The following is a 15,739-nucleotide window of genomic DNA, read 5'->3' as shown; positions in this document are numbered from 1 at the left end:
CGGGTCTAGTCTGAAACCGTGCCGGACGACGTGGGGGGCAGGCCGTATCCGAACGGCCGGGAGCCCGACGACGACCGCGGGGGTGCGGACGAGGACTTCGCCTCCGTGGTGTTCGACGAGGACTTCGTACGGGCCGCCGCCTTCCACGAACCCACCGCCGTCGAGCGGCTGCTGGCGGCGGCCGAGGCGCGCGCCGAGGCCGACGCCCGGCGCGCCGGTGCCCGCGGCGGCCCCTTCGGCGACGAGCTGTACGACGAGGGCTACGGCCCGGGCGGCTACGACCCGCTGGACGCGGACGACGACGGCTTCTACGAGCACGGCCCCTACGGGCGCCACGGCGGCTCCCTGCGCCCGTACAAGGGGGCGGCCCGCTGGCACCGGCCGGTCGCCTGGCTGCTGGCCGTCCTGATGGGCGTCGGCATGGTCGCCCTGGCCTTCAGCGCCGTCTACCGCAACAGCTCGGGCGACCGGCAGGACCAGGTCCCGCCGCCCGCCACCAGCGGCGTGGACAGCGCGCCGGGCCCCGGCCCGGGTTCCGCCCCGTCGGACGCGGACGAATACTCCCGCCCGATGGTCTCCGCCGTCCCGCGCACGCCCTGATCCCTCCACCGGCGTAGAACGGCTCCCCGGCGGAACTCCCCGGTGGTTGCCGGGCGTCACCGCGTTTACCGTCGTCGTGTTCGACCCACCCTGAATGTATGACCCCTCCTCCGCTCGAAGAGGGGACTTCTCACGGAGTCGGGAGAAGTCATGGCACACGGCGGCGACCCACCCGATGGCCCGGCGGACAACGGCGCGGGCGGCCAGGACGACGAGTACGGCTCACTCGTCTTCGACGAGTCCTTCGTACGGGCCGCCCGGCTGCAGGAACTGTCCGCCCAGGAACGCATGGGCGACCACGCCCGGGCCGTCCGCAGCCTGCCCGGACGGGCCGTCCGCAGCGGCTCCCGGATCGCCCTCGCCCTGATCATCCTGATCGCCCTGGCCTTCGGCGGGGCCGTCTTCATGGGCCTGAGCCACCCGTACGAGACCCCGGACGCCCGGCGGCCCGAACCGCTGCGGATGACCCTCGTCCCCCTCGCCCCGCGCGGCACCGTGCCCGGGGGCGCCCCCGCCGCCCTCTTCGCGAGCAGCCCCGCCGCCCACTACCCGAAGGGCAGGGACGGCATCAGCCCACCGGCCGCCCGGGCGACCGCCGACTTCTCGGAGAGCCAGGTCAGCGCCGCCCTGGCCACCGTCAAGGACTACCTGGCGGCCTCCTCGCTCGACCCCGACGTGCTCAGCGGGAACGCCGTGCGCCCGGTGGAGTCCCTGCTCGACCCCGACCAGATGGAGCAGTTCGCCCGCAGCGTCGACGAGCCCTACGACGACGGGCAGCACGCCGCGACCGGCTGGCTCGTCCGCTTCGACCCGGCCCGGGTCACCCCGGACCCCGAGATCCGGGTCCGGGGCACCCTGCGCTATGCCCAGACCGGCTCAGACACCCTGGAGGTCGTCTCGGACCACACCTTCACGTACGCGCTGCGCCCCGCCGCCTCCGGGCCCCAGCCCAAGGGCGGCGCCTCGCTGTTCACCGTGCGGCGGGAGATGCGCTTCCGGTTCGACCGGGAGGACCTGCGGCTGCACCGGCTGGAGGTGCAGACCAGCTACCTCCAGGCGGGGCCTCAGTCCTGCCCGGCCGACGCCTCGGGCGCCCTGCGGCCACTGCTCGCCGGGGAGCGCGCGGCCTCGCGCGGACCGGCGGGCACCGACCCGTACGCCACGGAACGGCCCGTCGCCGCGCTCTGCGGGTCGCTGGAGGTCAGCTCCCCTCCGTCCGGGGCCCCTGAGAGTCCTCAGGGCCCTCCGTCTCCGACGAGCCGCCCGTAGCACCGCCCTTGGCGCCACCGGCGGCGCCGCCGGTGAACTTGTCCCGGAGCTTGCCGCCGAGGTCCCCGGCGCCGCCCGCGATGTCGCCGACCAGCTTCATCAGCGGGTCCTTGCTGTTGCGCACCGAATCGGCGTAATGCGAGGCGGACTCCTTGAACGAGTCCGTCACCGAGGTGTCCTTGTCCTCGTCGCGGCGCGGGTAGTGGCCGTCCATGATCCGCTGGTGGTCACGGGTCTCCGACCACTTCTTCAGCTCGGCCGCGCGGACCGTGGTGAACGGGTGCGATCGGGGGAGCACATTGAGGATCTTGAGCACCGAGTCGCGCAGGTCCCCGGACTTCTCGTACTCGTCGGCCTGGGCGAGGAACGCGTCCACGTTCATCTCGTGGAGGTGGTTGCCGCCGGCGATCTTCATCAGGCCGCGCATCGAGGCCTGTATGTCCTGCCCGACCAGCAGCCCGGCCCGGTCCGCCGACAGCTCCGACTTGCGGAACCACTCGCGCAGCGCCGTCACGATCGCCATGATCGCGACGTTGCCCAGCGGAATCCAGGCGACCTTGAGCGCCAGGTTGGTGAGGAAGAGCAATATCGTCCGGTACACCGCGTGACCGGACAGGGCGTGTCCGGCCTCGTGGCCGATGACCGCCCGCATCTCCTCCTCGTCGAGCAGCTCCACCAGCCCCGTGGTCACCACGATGATCGGTTCGTCGAGCCCGATGCACATGGCGTTGGGCCTGGGGTCCTGGTTGACGTACATCGGAGGGACCTTCTCCAGGTCCAGGATGTAACAGGCGTCGCGCAGCATGTCGTTGAGGTGCGCGAACTGGGCGTCGCTCACCCGGACGGAGTCCGACAGGAAGAGCAGTCGCAGGCTGCGCTCGGGCAGCAGTCCGCTCAGGGCCTTGAAGAGGGTGTCGAAGCCGCTCAGCTTGCGCAGCGCGACCAGCGCGGAGCGGTCCGCGGGGTGTTCGTAGGCCCGGGAGGAGATCCCCGGGAAACGCTTGCGCTGCCTGCTCGGTACGCCGCCGCGGTTCTCGTGGCTGTCGGTCATGAATGGGCCCCCTGTGTTCGTACGAGACGTCGCTCGCCCCCTGACGCCGCCCAGCCTAGGTGCTGGGGCTACGGTGTGCGGGGGGCTGTGGATAACTGAGGAGACGCCCGACATGCCGCACACCGTTGCTCTGTTCGCCGCCGCATCCGGGGACCAGGGACCGGGCAACACGATCCGCGTCGTGCTGGTCGTCTCCCTCCTGGGCGTCGCCCTGCTGGCCTGGTTCCTGCTGCGCGGGTACCGCAACGACGACAACAACGACTGAGTCGGCGTGAGCGTGCCCGGGGCGCCCGCATACGATGTCCGCGACGTCTTCCCCCGACTCCCGATCGATAGGTCCTGCCGAAGATGAGCCTCACGAGCACCGCACACCAGCTGGTCACCGTCGCCGCCGAGGGCGAGCACGGCGGCAATCACGAGAGCCTGAGCCCCTACCTCACCGGTGGCGGTGCCTTTGTCGTGCTTCTCCTCCTTCTGTGGATCACCACGCGCTTCAACCGCGACCGCTGAGGCCGAGGCGTACAGCTGTGCCAGTAGGCTCTGCACGCATGGGAGAGCAGGAAGTGCCTACCGGCCGCGGAAAGCGCCGACTCGGCGTGATGGGCGGGACGTTTGACCCGATTCATCATGGACACCTGGTGGCGGCCAGTGAAGTGGCCGCCCAGTTCCACCTCGACGAGGTGGTCTTCGTACCGACCGGGCAGCCGTGGCAGAAGAGCCACAAGCACGTCTCCCCGGCCGAGGACCGTTATCTGATGACGGTCATCGCGACGGCGTCCAACCCCCAGTTCTCGGTCAGCCGCAGCGACATCGACCGCAAGGGCCCCACCTACACGATCGACACCCTGCGGGACCTGCGCGAGGTCCACGGTGACGCGGACCTCTTCTTCATCACCGGCGCCGACGCGCTCGCCCAGATCCTGACCTGGCGCGACGCCGACGAACTGTTCTCGCTGTCCCATTTCATCGGTGTGACCCGGCCGGGCCATGTGCTCACGGACGACGGGCTGCCGAAGGGGGGCGTCTCCCTGGTGGAGGTCCCCGCGCTCGCGATCTCCTCGACGGACTGCCGCGCGAGGGTCGCCCAGGGGGAGCCGGTCTGGTACCTCGTGCCCGACGGTGTGGTCCGCTACATCGACAAGCGCCAGCTGTACCGCGGCGAGTGAGCCACGGAAAGGGGCACCGGTGAACGACCGACAGAACCCGTACGACCCGTACTACCAGCAGCAGCCGCAGATCATCGGCTACGACGAGTACGGGCAGCCGGTGTACCAGCAGCCGGGGCAGCAGCAGTACGACCCGTACGGGCAGCAACAGCAGCAGTCCTACGGGAACCAGCAGGCGCCGCAGCAGGCTCCGCAGGGCGGTGGGCAGGGGTACGGCTACGACCCGTACGCCCAGCAGCAGCCCCCTGCTCCGCCGCAGGGCTACGACCCCTACGCGGACCGCTCCCAGCAGGCCCCGCAGCAGGACTACGGCTACGACCAGTACGGCTACGACACCGGGCAGACGCCCGCGTACGACACCGGGCAGATGCCGGCAGCGGTCGACACGACGCAGCAGTGGAGCGTCCCGCAGCAGGCACCGGCCCCCGCGCCCGCCCCCGCCCCCGCGCCTCGCCGGGAGCCCGAGCCGCAGCCGGCGCCGGAGGCGGCCGTGCCCGGGCAGCGCCGCGGCGGCGAGGACTACCGCACCGAGCAGTTCGCGTTCATCGAGGAGCCCGACGAGGACTCCGAGGACGTCATCGACTGGCTCAAGTTCACCGAGAGCCGCAGCGAGCGCCGTGAGGAGGCCCGCCGCCGGGGTCGCAACCGGATCATCGCGCTGATCGTCGTCGCGGTCCTGGCCGTGCTCGGCGGCGTCGGCTACCTGTGGTCGGCGGACAAGATCCCCGGCCTGTCCGGCGGGGAGAAGGAGAACACCGCGACGACCGGTCCGCAGCGCCGGGACGTCATCGTGGTGCACCTTCACAACACCAAGGGCGGCGGCACCTCCACCGCGCTGCTCGTCGACAACGTCACCACCAAGCAGGGGACCACGGTCCTGCTCCCCAACTCCCTCGCCGTCTCCGACGACGACGGGACGACGACGACGCTCGGCAAGTCGGTCGACGACGACGGCACCTCCGGGACCAGGGAGTCCCTGGACGCCCTGCTCGGCACCGACATCAGCGGGACCTGGCGGCTCGACACCCCGTACCTGGAGAACCTCGTCGACCTCGTCGGCAACATCGAGGTCGACACCGACACCGCGGTGCCGGGCGCCAAGAAGGGCTCGGGCGACCTGGTGAAGAAGGGCGAGGCGCAGACCCTCAGCGGCCCGATGGCCGTCGCGTACGCCACGTACCGCGGGCCCGGCGAGGCCGAGGCCAAGCAGCTGATGCGGTTCGGGCAGGTCATGCGCGGGGTGCTGCGGAAGATCTCCGACGACCCGAAGGCCGCCACGGTCACCGTCCAGACGCTGGCCCAGATCCTCGACCCGTCGCTGCCCGAGAAGGACCTCGGGGCCTCGCTGGCCAAGCTCGCCGAGCACGCCAAGATCGGCGACTACAAGACGGCGCTGCTGCCGGTCCAGGACGACGGCACCCTCACCGACGCGGCCACCGACAGCGTGGTCAAGGACATCCTCGGCGGCACGGTCAAGGCGCCGTCCGCGGACGGGGTGATCCGGGTCGGCATCAAGAACGCCACCGGGGACACCGGCTCCACCGAGTCCGCCCGGGGCAAGCTGGTCAACGGCGGTTTCGCCTTCGTCAACAGCGGGAAGGCCGACGCGGTCGCCTCCTCGCAGGTGGTCTACGCCGAGGCCGCCGACAAGGAGAAGGCGACCCAGGCCGCCAAGACCCTCGGACTGCCGACGAGCGCGGTGAAGAAGGGCAAGCCGGCCGGGAACGCGGACGTGTCCGTCCTCCTCGGCCAGGACTACAAGATCGAGTAGCGGGCGGCGGGAGGAGGGGCCGGTCCCTCCTCCCGCGAGACGGCCGGGGCCTTCCCCGGCCGGCCCTGGAATATGGCTGCGTGCGCCGGTGGTTCGCCGTGAGACCCTAGGGGTCTATTCGACCGACGACGAAAGCCTGCTTGTGACCGCCACTGACCGCTCCATCGAGCTCATCAACGCCGCCGCTCAGGCGGCCGCCGACCGGCTCGCGCACGACATCATCGCCTACGACGTCAGCGAGGTGCTGTCGATCACCGACGCCTTCCTGCTGGCCTCGGCCCCCAACGACCGCCAGGTCAAGTCGATCGTCGACGAGATCGAGGAGCGGCTCCAGAAGGAACTCGGCGCCAAGCCGGTCCGCCGCGAGGGCGACCGCGACGCCCGCTGGATCCTCCTCGACTACGTCGACATCGTCATCCACGTCCAGCACAGCGAGGAGCGCGTCTTCTACGCGCTGGAGCGCCTGTGGAAGGACTGCCCGGAGATCGACCTGCCCGAGGACGCCGTGAAGACCCGCGGCAAGGCCGCCGAGCACGCGCAGCTCAACGGCGGCACGGAAGGTGAGCAGAACTGAACGGCAGCAGAAGCGGCAGGGGCCGCAGGATCGTCCTCTGGCGGCACGGGCAGACGGCGTGGAACCTCGAGCGCCGTTTCCAGGGCTCCACGGACATCGAGCTGACCGAGACCGGCGTCGCGCAGGCCCGTCGGGCCGCGCGGCTGCTCGCCTCGCTGAAGCCGGCCGCCATCGTCGCCTCCGACCTGCGGCGGGCCGCTGCCACGGCTGCCGAGCTCGCCGCGATCACCGGTCTCGACGTGGTGCACGACCAGGGCCTGCGGGAAACCTACGCGGGTGCCTGGCAGGGCCTCACCCACGAGGAGATCGTGGAGCGGTACGGCGAGCAGTACGCCGCCTGGAAGCGCGGCGAGCCCGTGCGGCGCGGCGGTGGCGAGCTGGAGACCGAGGTCGCCGACCGGGCGGCACCCGTGGTCCTCGGGCACGCCGGGAAGCTTCCCGACGAGGGCACACTCGTCGTCGTCAGCCACGGCGGCACGATCCGGACCACCATCGGCCGGCTGCTGGGCCTGGAGGCGCACCACTGGGAAGGGCTCGGCGGGCTGACCAACTGCTGCTGGTCCGTGCTGGGCGAGGGCGCCCGCGGCTGGCGGCTGCTGGAGCACAACGCCGGCACCCTGCCGGAACCGGTGCTCGGCGACGACACCTGAGCCGGCCGCCGCGGGCCGCCCCCGGGCGGCAGGGGCCGGATTTCACTTTCCGGCTGGTCACAGGCTAAAGTTCTTCTTGTCCGCAGCGCACAAGCGCAGGGAAACGCAGCGGACAGCGGGGCTATAGCTCAGTTGGTAGAGCGCTTGCATGGCATGCAAGAGGTCAGGAGTTCAATTCTCCTTAGCTCCACAATCGGAAATCCCGTCCCCACCAGGGGGCGGGATTTCCGCATGTACGGTCACGTGCAGGCCGCGGGGCCCCGGCGGTGTGTCCGCAGGTCCGCGAGCAGTTGCCTGCTCTGCTCGTCGGCCGCCGTGTACGTGACGATCCGGCACTCCGGCAGCCCGTTGACGGTCAGCGAAACCGAGGTCATCCGTATCTCCCCGGCCACCGCGCGGTGCTGGAAGGTCTTCACCCGGCGTCCCGGCGGAAGGACGTCCCCACTGAGCCACAGCTTCGCGAAATAGGGGCTGGCCTCCGACAGTGCCTCGATGAACGTCTCCCACGCCGGCTCGCCGACATGGCGGCCGTAGCCGCTGCGCAGGGTCGCCGCCATCAGGGGCAGCTCCTGGGCGCGGTGGACGATTGGGCAGTCCTCCTCCGAGGCCGTGAACACCGACCACAGGGCGTTGCGGACCCGCGTCCCCTTCATGGGGGAGACGCCGAAGAGGTCGAGGTAGGCCGGATTGGTCGCCAGCACGTCGTAGCGCGCGTTGTAGACGACCGAAGGCAGCGGATCGAGCGCGTCGATGATGCCCTGGATCTCTTCGCCGACCTCGAAGACGTCGGACGCCCGGCCCGGCAGGAAGGGGGCCCCGGCCAGCTCGTAGAGGTGCTCGCGCTCCGGCGGGTCCAGCCGGAGCGTCCGCGCCACCGCGTCCAGGACCTGCGAGGAGGCGTTGATCGGGCGGCCCTGCTCCAGCCAGGTGTACCAGGTGACACCGACGCCGGAGAGCTGGGCGACCTCCTCACGGCGCAGTCCCGGCGTGCGGCGGCGTAATCCGGGGGGCATGCCCACGTCGGCCGGGGTCACCCGGGCCCGGCGGCTGCGCAGGAAGGCGGCGAGCTCGGGCCGCTTGCCGTGCGCCGGTCCCTTCCGCCGCGTGTGCTGTTGTGTCGTCACCGTCGTCACGCCCCCATCGTCCGTGCTGCGCCCGGGTGTTGCCAGGTGCTGCCAGTACCAGCATCAGTGGGCTCTCGTTACCCGTATGCGCCCGGCACCAGCCTGGAACGCATGACCGCGACATCCGAGACGACGGCCTCACGCTCCGTCACCAGTAAAGCCCCCGCCACTGACAAGGCACCCGCACGGCTGCTCGCCGTGGTGCTCACGGCCCAGTTCATGGCCATGCTCGACATCTTCATCGTGAACGTCGCAGCCCCGACGATCCGTACCGAACTCGGCGCCTCCGGGGCCCAATTGCAGCTGGTGGTGGCCGGATACACCATCTCGTACGCCGTCCTCCTCGTCGCCGGCGCACGGCTCGGCGGCCTGCTCGGCCACGGCCGCGCGCATCTGGCCGGGCTCGCGGTCTTCACCGCGGCCTCGCTCGCCTGCGGACTGGCGGCGGGCTCGGGCCAGCTGATCGCCTTCCGGGTGATCCAGGGGGCGGGCGCGGCGGTGATGATCCCGCAGGTGCTCAGCCTGATCCAGCAGCACTTCACCGGGGCGGCGCGGGTCCGCGCGATCGGCGCCTACAGCGCCGTGCTGGCCACGGGGGCCGCCGCGGGACAGGTCGTGGGCGGGGTCCTGGTGAGCGTCGACCTGTTCGGGGCGGGCTGGCGCCCGGTCTTCCTGGTCAACGTGCCGATCGGGCTGGTCCTGCTGGTGCTCGGCGCCCGCGTCCTGCCGGGCGAGCCGCGCACCGGGCAGGCCCGGCGCGAGGCGCGGGCGCGCGGCTTCGACCCGGTGGGCCTGGTCGTGCTCGCCCTGGGCGTCACCCTGCTGACCGTCCCGCTGGTGCTCGGCCAGGAGCTGGGCTGGCCCGACTGGACGTGGATCTGCCTGCTCGCCAGCGCGGTGGTCCTCGCCGGCTTCGTGGCGTACGAGACACGGCTCGCCGCACGCGGCGGTGCGCCCCTGATCGCGCCCCGTGTGCTCCGGTTGCCCGGAATCGCCGTGGCGTCGGTGCGCATCCTGCTGGTGATGGCGGTCAACGCGGGCTTCCTCTTCACGCTGACCCTGCACCTCCAGGGCGGTCTCGGGTACGCGCCGCTGCGCGCCGGGCTGATGTGCGCGCCGACCGCGGTGGCCTTCGGCGTGGCCGGGCTGACCTGGCGGCGGTGGCCCGCCCGGCTGCAGAGGGGCCTGGTCCCCGGCGGCTTCGTGCTGGTGGCCGTGGGCAACGCGCTGATCGGGCTGGCGCTGCGGGGCGGTGACGGCGGGGGCCTCATGCTGTACGCGGGTTTTCTGCTGCTGGGTACGGGTATGGCTCTCGCGTTCAGCCCCAACCTCGCGGGCGCCCTGGCGGACGTACGGCCCCAGGACGCCGCCGACGCCAGCGGTGTGCTGGTGACCGTGACCCAGCTCGGCCAGGTCGTCGGCGTCGCCGCCATCGGCACCCTCTACCTCAACCGCCTCGGTGGCCCGGGGCCGCAGGGTTCGGGGCACGCGCTGTGGGTCTGTGAGCTGGCCCTGGCCGGGGTCGCGTGCGCGGGCGCCGCCGCGGGGCTCGTACGGCGGCGGGCGGTGACTCGCGCGGGCTGACCCCCTTGCGGGGTCATGGCAGAATCGGACCGCCGGAGGGAGCGACGGACCGAACGGGAGGGTGTGCGCGATGCCTGGGAGCCGCCACGAGGTCCCGAAGCCCCCCTCCTTCCGCCGGAGCCGGAGCTGATCCATGGGTGCACACAGGCGGAAATGCGACTGGTGCGGCAGCGGTACGCCCATCGTCAGGGACATGGACCCGGTCAACGCGGACTACCAGTACTGGTGCGAGGAGTGCGCGCGGGCGCTGATCATAAAAGGCGACCCCATCGAGACCTACCGCGAGCTGGAGGGGGAGCCGATCTACGGCCGGCTCCTGGAGGAGCACTGCACGCTCAAACGGTTCTACTCCTTCGCGACGGCCTGACCGCTTCCCCTCCCGAGGCCGGCGGAAACCGGTCAGCCCGGAATCGATTTGGTGGACGGCCGGGGTGACCGGTACTGTTCTCGATGTCGCCAGGGAAACCGGGCGGCGCAACGAGGGGCTATAGCTCAGTTGGTAGAGCGCTTGCATGGCATGCAAGAGGTCAGGAGTTCAATTCTCCTTAGCTCCACAATAAAGAGGAACGGCGGGTCATCCGGATCGGATGGCCCGCTGTTCTGCGTGCGGGGGCCGGTCAGCGGCTGTCGCCCGGAGGCCGGCCGGCTCTGTGCGGTACCCTGACGCCATGCGTGCCGTAGGCCTTCTGCTTAGCGAGCCGCGCTGATCAGTCCCGACCGGTGAGAATGCCTGGTCGGCATCAGCGCGGCGTCCCCTCCTGTGCGAGGGGATTTTTCGTTTCCGTGGACGTGTGTCCGTACGACGTGGGCGCCGGCAGATGACGATCGATGGAGCTTTGAGGATCATGAGCGAGACGAATTCCGCAGCCGACGTTGCTGCGCCGCACCGCTACACGGCAGCGATGGCCGCCGACATCGAGGCACGCTGGCAGGACTTCTGGGACGCCGAGGGCACGTACGAGGCACCCAACCCGACCGGTGACCTGGCGGGCGACCCCGAGCTGGCCGCCAAGCCCAAGAAGTTCATCATGGACATGTTCCCGTACCCCTCGGGTGCGGGACTGCACGTCGGCCACCCGCTGGGTTACATCGCCACCGACGTCTTCGCCCGCCACCAGCGGATGACCGGGCACAACGTCCTGCACACCCTGGGCTTCGACGCCTTCGGCCTGCCCGCGGAGCAGTACGCCGTACAGACCGGCACCCATCCGCGGATCTCCACTGAGGCCAACATCGAGAACATGACGGCGCAGCTGCGCCGGCTGGGCCTGGGCCACGACAAGCGCCGCTCGTTCGCCACCATCGAGTCCGAGTACTACAAGTGGACCCAGTGGATCTTCCTGCAGATCTTCAATTCCTGGTACGACACCGAGGCGGACCGCGCCCGGCCGATCGACGAGCTGGTCGCCCAGTTCGAGAGCGGCGAGCGCGCCACCCCCGACGGCCGTGACTGGAGCGCGCTGAGCGCCGCCGAGCGCGCCGACGTCCTGGGCGAGTACCGGCTGGCCTACGCCTCCGACGCGCCGGTCAACTGGTCGCCCGGCCTGGGCACCGTCCTGGCCAACGAGGAGGTCACCGCCGACGGCCGCTCCGAGCGCGGCAACTTCCCCGTCTTCAAGGCCAAGCTGCGCCAGTGGAACATGCGCATCACGGCCTACGCCGACCGGCTGCTGAACGACCTGGACGGGCTGGACTGGCCCGAGGCCATCAAGCTGCAGCAGCGCAACTGGATCGGCCGCTCCGAGGGCGCGCGCGTCGACTTCCCGGTCGACGGCGCGGGCAGCGTCACCGTCTTCACCACCCGCCAGGACACCCTGTTCGGCGCCACCTACATGGTGCTGGCGCCCGAGCACGAACTGGTCGAGCGGATCATCCCCGCCGCCTGGCCCGAGGGCACCCACCCGGTCTGGACGGGCGGCCACGCCTCCCCGGCCGAGGCGGTCACCGCGTACCGCAAGCAGGCCGCGTCCAAGTCCGACGTCGAGCGGCAGGCCGAGGCCAAGGACAAGACGGGCGTCTTCACCGGCGCGTACGCCACCAACCCCGTCAGCGGCGAGCAGATCCCCGTCTTCATCGCCGACTACGTCCTGATGGGCTACGGCACCGGTGCGATCATGGCCGTACCCGCGCACGACGCCCGCGACTTCGCCTTCGCGCGCGCCTTCGAGCTGCCGGTGCGCTGCGTCGTCGAGCCGTCGGACGACCGCGGCACCGATGCCTCGACGTGGGAGGACGCCTTCGCCTCGTACGACGCGAAGCTGGTCAACTCCGCCAACGACGAGATCTCGCTGAACGGTCTGGGCGTCGCCGACGCCAAGGCCCGCATCACCGAGTGGCTGAAGGAGCACGGCGTCGGCGAGGGCACTGTCAACTTCCGGCTGCGCGACTGGCTGTTCAGCCGCCAGCGCTACTGGGGCGAGCCCTTCCCGATCGTGTACGACGAGGAGGGCATCGCCCACCCGCTGCCCGAGTCGATGCTGCCGCTGGAGCTGCCCGAGGTCGACGACTACTCGCCGCGCACCTTCGACCCGGACGACGCCGACACCCAGCCCGAGACCCCGCTGTCGCGCAACGCCGACTGGGTCAACGTCACACTGGACCTGGGCGACGGCGCAGGCCCGAAGAAGTACCGCCGCGAGACCAACACCATGCCCAACTGGGCCGGCTCCTGCTGGTACGAGCTGCGCTACCTGGACCCGAACAACTCCGAGAAGCTGGTCGACCCGGCCATCGAGGAGTACTGGATGGGCCCGCGCGAGGGGCAGCCGACCGGCGGCGTCGACCTGTACGTGGGCGGCGCCGAACACGCCGTGCTGCACCTGCTGTACGCCCGCTTCTGGTCGAAGGTGCTGCACGACCTGGGCCACGTCTCCTCCGCGGAGCCGTTCCACAAGCTGTACAACCAGGGCATGATCCAGGCGTTCGTCTACCGGGACAGCCGCGGCATCGCGGTCCCGGCGGCCGAGGTCGAGGAGCGCGACGGGGCGTACTACTACCAGGGCGAGAAGGTCTCCCGCGTCCTGGGCAAGATGGGCAAGTCCCTGAAGAACGCCGTCACGCCCGACGAGATCTGCACCGAGTTCGGCGCGGACACGCTGCGCCTGTACGAGATGGCCATGGGCCCCCTGGACGTGTCGCGGCCCTGGGACACGCGCGCGGTCGTCGGCCAGTACCGGCTGCTGCAGCGGCTGTGGCGCAACGTCGTCGACGAGGAGACCGGTGAGGTCACCGTCGTCGACGCCGAGCCCGGCGAGGACACGCTGCGTGCGCTGCACAAGGCGATCGACGGCGTCGGCGGCGACATGGCCGGCATGCGGTTCAACACGGCGATCGCCAAGGTCACCGAGCTGAACAACCACCTGACCAAGGCGGGCGGCCCGCTGTCCCGCCCGGTCGCGGAGGCCCTGGTGCTGCTGATCGCGCCGCTGGCCCCGCACATCGCCGAGGAGCTGTGGCGCCGGCTGGGCCACCCGGAGTCGGTCGTGCACCAGGACTTCCCGGTGGCCGACCCGGCGTACGTCGTGGATGAGACCGTGACCTGCGTGGTGCAGATCAAGGGCAAGGTCAAGGCCCGCCTGGAGATCTCCCCGTCGATCACGGACGTGGAGCTGGAGGCCCTGGCCCTGGCCGACCCGGCTGTCGTCGCCGCGCTGGACGGGGCGGGCATCCGCAAGGTGATCGTCCGCGCGCCGAAGCTGGTGAACATCGTTCCCGCGTAGTCACGGACGCGCCGGCACGAGCGCGTGAGGGCTTTCCCCTACGGGCAGGTTGGGGGTTCCGTCGGAACCCCCAACCTGCCTGTTCCGTTTACGGTGGAGAGGACCGGTGTACCTGTACCGGAGGCCGTCACACCATCCGAGGAGCGCTCATGGAAGCCGTGTTCCTGATCCTGGGGCTGCTCGTGGTCTTCATGGCCCTGGGCGTGTACGCGACCGTCAAGGCCGTCGGGGCGGCCCGGCGCGGTGTGGACCGCACGATCACCCAGGCGCGCCGCACCGTCGAGGACACCACCCTGCGGGCCAAGAGCTACGGACAGCTGGGCGTCGGCGGCGAACTGGCCCAGCTGCGCCTCTCGCTGCGTACGTCGATGCGGGCCACTGAGGAAGCGCTGCGGGCGGGCGTGGCCGATGACGCGTCGCTCTCCGAGTCCCTGGGCCTGTTCGACCGGCTGAGCGTGTACGGGCGTGAGCTGGACGCGGAGCTGAAGGCGCTGGAGCGCGAGCCCGACAAGGCGACGGTGACCTCGCGGCTTCCCGGCCTGAAGGAGCGCACCGCACAGATCACCCGGTCCGCCGATGCGCTGCGCTGGGCCGCCCGGGACCGGGCCCGCAAGTTCGCCGACGACGAGCTGTCGGCGCTGAACGCGCAGATCGATGTGGAGGCGGGGGCCCTGCGGCACTGGACCACGGGCCCGGAGGAGCTGGTGGCGGGCCAGGGCCCGCGTCAGGGCCGGGGTCCGGGGGCGCCGGGGGAGCGGAGTGCGGAGCCGGACACACCGGAGGCCATCACCGCCCGGGATCCCCGGCAGAGCACCACCTGCCTGTGGCAGAAGACGGCCCGGCCGGAGACCTCCAACTGAGCGGGCTCCCTGGGTGAACCGGCCGTGACGCGCCGGGAGAAACGCTGCGACCACCGGTGACCGAGGGTGGCAGGATGCGGTGCGAAGCGACCGCGGCTGATCACTCGCGCGGGGCCGGACTGCCGACTCCCCGGCCCTGCGGGTAACCTCCCGCTCATGTCCCGCCATGTCGCGATCGTCACCGATTCAACGGCCTACCTGCCGCCCGACACGATGCGGCGGCACGACATCACCGCGGTGCCGCTGACCGTGGTCCTGGGCGATCAGGCCCTGGAGGAGGGCACCGAGATCTCGGCCCGTTCCCTGGCCCTGGCCCTCCAGAAACGCCGTTCCGTGACGACGTCCCGGCCCAGCCCCGAGGTCTTCGCCGCCGCCTACCGGGCCGTCGCGGAGACCGGTGCGAGCGGCATCGTCTCCCTCCATCTGTCCGCGGAGTTCTCCGGTACCTACGACGCGGCGGTGCTCGCGGCCAAGAACGCTCCGGTGCCGGTGCGGGTGGTGGACACGGGGATGGTCGCGATGGCCCTCGGCTTCTGCGCTCTGTCGGCCGCGGAGACCGCCGAGAGGGGCGGCGGCCTGGACGAGGCGGTGGCGGCGGCCGAGAAGCGTGCGGCGGGCACCTCCACGTACTTCTATGTCGACACCCTGGACTATCTGCGCCGGGGCGGCCGGATCGGGGCCGCGCAGGCCCTGCTCGGCTCGGCGCTCGCGGTCAAGCCCCTGCTCCAGCTGGACGGCGGCCGGATCGAGCTGCTGGAGAAGGTCCGGACGGCCTCGAAGGCCATCGCCCGGCTGGAGGAGATCGTCGTCGAACGCGCGGGCAGCGGGTGCGTGGACATCGCGGTGCACCATCTGGCGGCGCCCGAGCGCGCGGACCGGCTGGCCGAGCGGCTACGGGAGCGCGTGCCCGGGCTGGGGGACCTGCACGTCAGTGAGGTGGGCGCGGTGATCGGCGCGCACACCGGCCCGGGGCTGCTGGGCGCGGTGGTCTCGCCGCGCTGACGGCCGCTCCGCCGACCCGTCGCTCTCCGGAGTGGCCGAGTTATCCACATCGGGTTGGTTATCCACTGAAATCGCATGTGCTCAGCGGGCTTTGGCGGGAGTGCCTAGCGTCCTGAGGCATGGCTTCCCGATCACATCGTGCAACCAGCGGGCCCGGACGCGACCAGGCTTCCGACGGCCGCGTCCGGCGGACGGCGGGCTCAGGACCGGGCCGCCGCCGGCGGACCACGGGCCGCGCGGAGGCGGCCGCGGCGGCAGCGGCGGCGCGCAGCCGGGCCGATGCGCTCATGGCGGGCGGGTATGGGGGACGGGTCGCGCGGTGGGGAGTGGGCGCGGCCTCGGCTCCGGTTTCGGGTGTACCGGGAGCCG

The 15,739-nt window shown here is 71.3% G+C and carries 15 protein-coding genes and 2 tRNA genes; 15 read left to right on the top strand and 2 right to left on the bottom strand.

Features of this window, described 5'->3' with window-relative positions; genetic code table 11:
- The first annotated feature begins 18 nt into the window (after window positions 1-18).
- On the top strand, window positions 19-600 hold the full coding sequence (locus OG242_RS09390) for a hypothetical protein (RefSeq protein ID WP_405897706.1): 582 nt from the start codon (window positions 19-21) through the stop codon (window positions 598-600).
- 150 nt (window positions 601-750) lie between these two features.
- Window positions 751-1,869 carry a hypothetical protein gene (locus OG242_RS09385; RefSeq protein WP_405897705.1) on the top strand — a complete coding sequence of 373 codons (1,119 nt, stop codon included), beginning with the start codon at window positions 751-753 and terminating at the stop codon, window positions 1,867-1,869.
- Here the strand turns inward: OG242_RS09385 and OG242_RS09380 are convergent.
- Window positions 1,802-2,920, bottom strand: a complete 1,119-nt coding sequence (locus OG242_RS09380) for a M48 family metallopeptidase (protein WP_405897704.1) — start codon at window positions 2,918-2,920, stop codon at window positions 1,802-1,804. The two genes, OG242_RS09385 and OG242_RS09380, sit on opposite strands and share 68 nt — an antisense overlap.
- A 112-nt stretch (window positions 2,921-3,032) precedes the next feature.
- Here OG242_RS09380 and OG242_RS09375 point away from each other — a divergent pair, with 112 nt between their 5' ends.
- From OG242_RS09375 to OG242_RS09345, 7 genes are all read left to right on the top strand, one after another.
- Complete coding sequence (locus OG242_RS09375; protein WP_405897703.1) at window positions 3,033-3,185, top strand: hypothetical protein; 153 nt, start codon at window positions 3,033-3,035, stop codon at window positions 3,183-3,185.
- 83 nt (window positions 3,186-3,268) lie between these two features.
- A complete protein-coding gene (locus OG242_RS09370; protein ID WP_018518201.1) occupies window positions 3,269-3,430 on the top strand; it encodes a hypothetical protein in 162 nt (53 codons plus the stop codon).
- Between the two features lie 38 nt (window positions 3,431-3,468).
- The gene (nadD, locus tag OG242_RS09365) at window positions 3,469-4,086 is read left to right on the top strand and encodes a nicotinate-nucleotide adenylyltransferase (protein ID WP_164635327.1); all 618 of its coding nucleotides are present in this window, start codon (window positions 3,469-3,471) and stop codon (window positions 4,084-4,086) included.
- Between the two features lie 19 nt (window positions 4,087-4,105).
- Complete coding sequence (locus tag OG242_RS09360) at window positions 4,106-5,857, top strand: LCP family protein (protein WP_405897702.1); 1,752 nt, start codon at window positions 4,106-4,108, stop codon at window positions 5,855-5,857.
- A 142-nt stretch (window positions 5,858-5,999) separates the two neighbouring features.
- Window positions 6,000-6,431, top strand: coding sequence for a ribosome silencing factor (gene rsfS, locus OG242_RS09355; RefSeq protein ID WP_405897701.1), 432 nt, complete (start codon window positions 6,000-6,002; stop codon window positions 6,429-6,431).
- Window positions 6,428-7,081 carry a histidine phosphatase family protein gene (locus tag OG242_RS09350; protein WP_405901562.1) on the top strand — a complete coding sequence of 218 codons (654 nt, stop codon included), beginning with the start codon at window positions 6,428-6,430 and terminating at the stop codon, window positions 7,079-7,081. The genes rsfS and OG242_RS09350 overlap by 4 nt, the downstream gene beginning before the upstream one ends.
- 117 nt (window positions 7,082-7,198) lie before the next feature.
- A tRNA-Ala gene (locus tag OG242_RS09345) sits at window positions 7,199-7,271 on the top strand.
- Between the two features lie 49 nt (window positions 7,272-7,320).
- On the opposite strand, the gene OG242_RS09340 is transcribed toward OG242_RS09345, so the two are convergent.
- Complete coding sequence (locus OG242_RS09340; RefSeq protein ID WP_405897700.1) at window positions 7,321-8,214, bottom strand: helix-turn-helix transcriptional regulator; 894 nt, start codon at window positions 8,212-8,214, stop codon at window positions 7,321-7,323.
- Window positions 8,215-8,316: 102 nt separating this feature from the next.
- Between OG242_RS09340 and OG242_RS09335 the strand changes: the two genes are divergently transcribed.
- The 6 genes from OG242_RS09335 (at window position 8,317) to OG242_RS09310 (ending at window position 15,370) form a co-directional block, all read left to right on the top strand.
- The gene (locus OG242_RS09335; RefSeq protein ID WP_405897699.1) at window positions 8,317-9,789 is read left to right on the top strand and encodes an MFS transporter; all 1,473 of its coding nucleotides are present in this window, start codon (window positions 8,317-8,319) and stop codon (window positions 9,787-9,789) included.
- A 133-nt stretch (window positions 9,790-9,922) separates the two neighbouring features.
- The gene (locus OG242_RS09330) at window positions 9,923-10,156 is read left to right on the top strand and encodes a hypothetical protein (RefSeq protein ID WP_018103228.1); all 234 of its coding nucleotides are present in this window, start codon (window positions 9,923-9,925) and stop codon (window positions 10,154-10,156) included.
- A 114-nt stretch (window positions 10,157-10,270) separates the two neighbouring features.
- A tRNA-Ala gene (locus tag OG242_RS09325) sits at window positions 10,271-10,343 on the top strand.
- Between the two features lie 291 nt (window positions 10,344-10,634).
- Window positions 10,635-13,508 (top strand): leucine--tRNA ligase, encoded by a 2,874-nt coding sequence (gene leuS, locus OG242_RS09320; RefSeq protein ID WP_405897698.1) that lies wholly within the window; start codon window positions 10,635-10,637, stop codon window positions 13,506-13,508.
- A gap of 149 nt (window positions 13,509-13,657) precedes the next feature.
- Window positions 13,658-14,368, top strand: coding sequence for a hypothetical protein (locus OG242_RS09315; protein ID WP_405897697.1), 711 nt, complete (start codon window positions 13,658-13,660; stop codon window positions 14,366-14,368).
- A gap of 156 nt (window positions 14,369-14,524) precedes the next feature.
- Complete coding sequence (locus OG242_RS09310) at window positions 14,525-15,370, top strand: DegV family protein (protein WP_405897696.1); 846 nt, start codon at window positions 14,525-14,527, stop codon at window positions 15,368-15,370.
- The last annotated feature ends 369 nt before the right edge of the window (window positions 15,371-15,739 follow it).

This window comes from Streptomyces sp. NBC_00727, from assembly GCF_045161745.1.
Taxonomy (GTDB): Bacteria; Actinomycetota; Actinomycetes; order Streptomycetales; family Streptomycetaceae; genus Streptomyces.
Note: the sequence above shows the minus strand (reverse complement) of the source record. Positions and strands in the feature narration are given on the sequence as shown.

Coding starts and splice junctions, on each gene's coding strand:
- OG242_RS09385 (WP_405897705.1), top strand. CDS start 751: ATGGCACACGGCGGCGACCCACCCGATGGCCCGGCGGACAACGGCGCG.
- OG242_RS09380 (WP_405897704.1), bottom strand. CDS start 2,920: ATGACCGACAGCCACGAGAACCGCGGCGGCGTACCGAGCAGGCAGCGC.
- OG242_RS09375 (WP_405897703.1), top strand. CDS start 3,033: ATGCCGCACACCGTTGCTCTGTTCGCCGCCGCATCCGGGGACCAGGGA.
- OG242_RS09370 (WP_018518201.1), top strand. CDS start 3,269: ATGAGCCTCACGAGCACCGCACACCAGCTGGTCACCGTCGCCGCCGAG.
- nadD (WP_164635327.1), top strand. CDS start 3,469: ATGGGAGAGCAGGAAGTGCCTACCGGCCGCGGAAAGCGCCGACTCGGC.
- OG242_RS09335 (WP_405897699.1), top strand. CDS start 8,317: ATGACCGCGACATCCGAGACGACGGCCTCACGCTCCGTCACCAGTAAA.
- OG242_RS09330 (WP_018103228.1), top strand. CDS start 9,923: ATGGGTGCACACAGGCGGAAATGCGACTGGTGCGGCAGCGGTACGCCC.
- leuS (WP_405897698.1), top strand. CDS start 10,635: ATGAGCGAGACGAATTCCGCAGCCGACGTTGCTGCGCCGCACCGCTAC.
- OG242_RS09315 (WP_405897697.1), top strand. CDS start 13,658: ATGGAAGCCGTGTTCCTGATCCTGGGGCTGCTCGTGGTCTTCATGGCC.
- OG242_RS09310 (WP_405897696.1), top strand. CDS start 14,525: ATGTCCCGCCATGTCGCGATCGTCACCGATTCAACGGCCTACCTGCCG.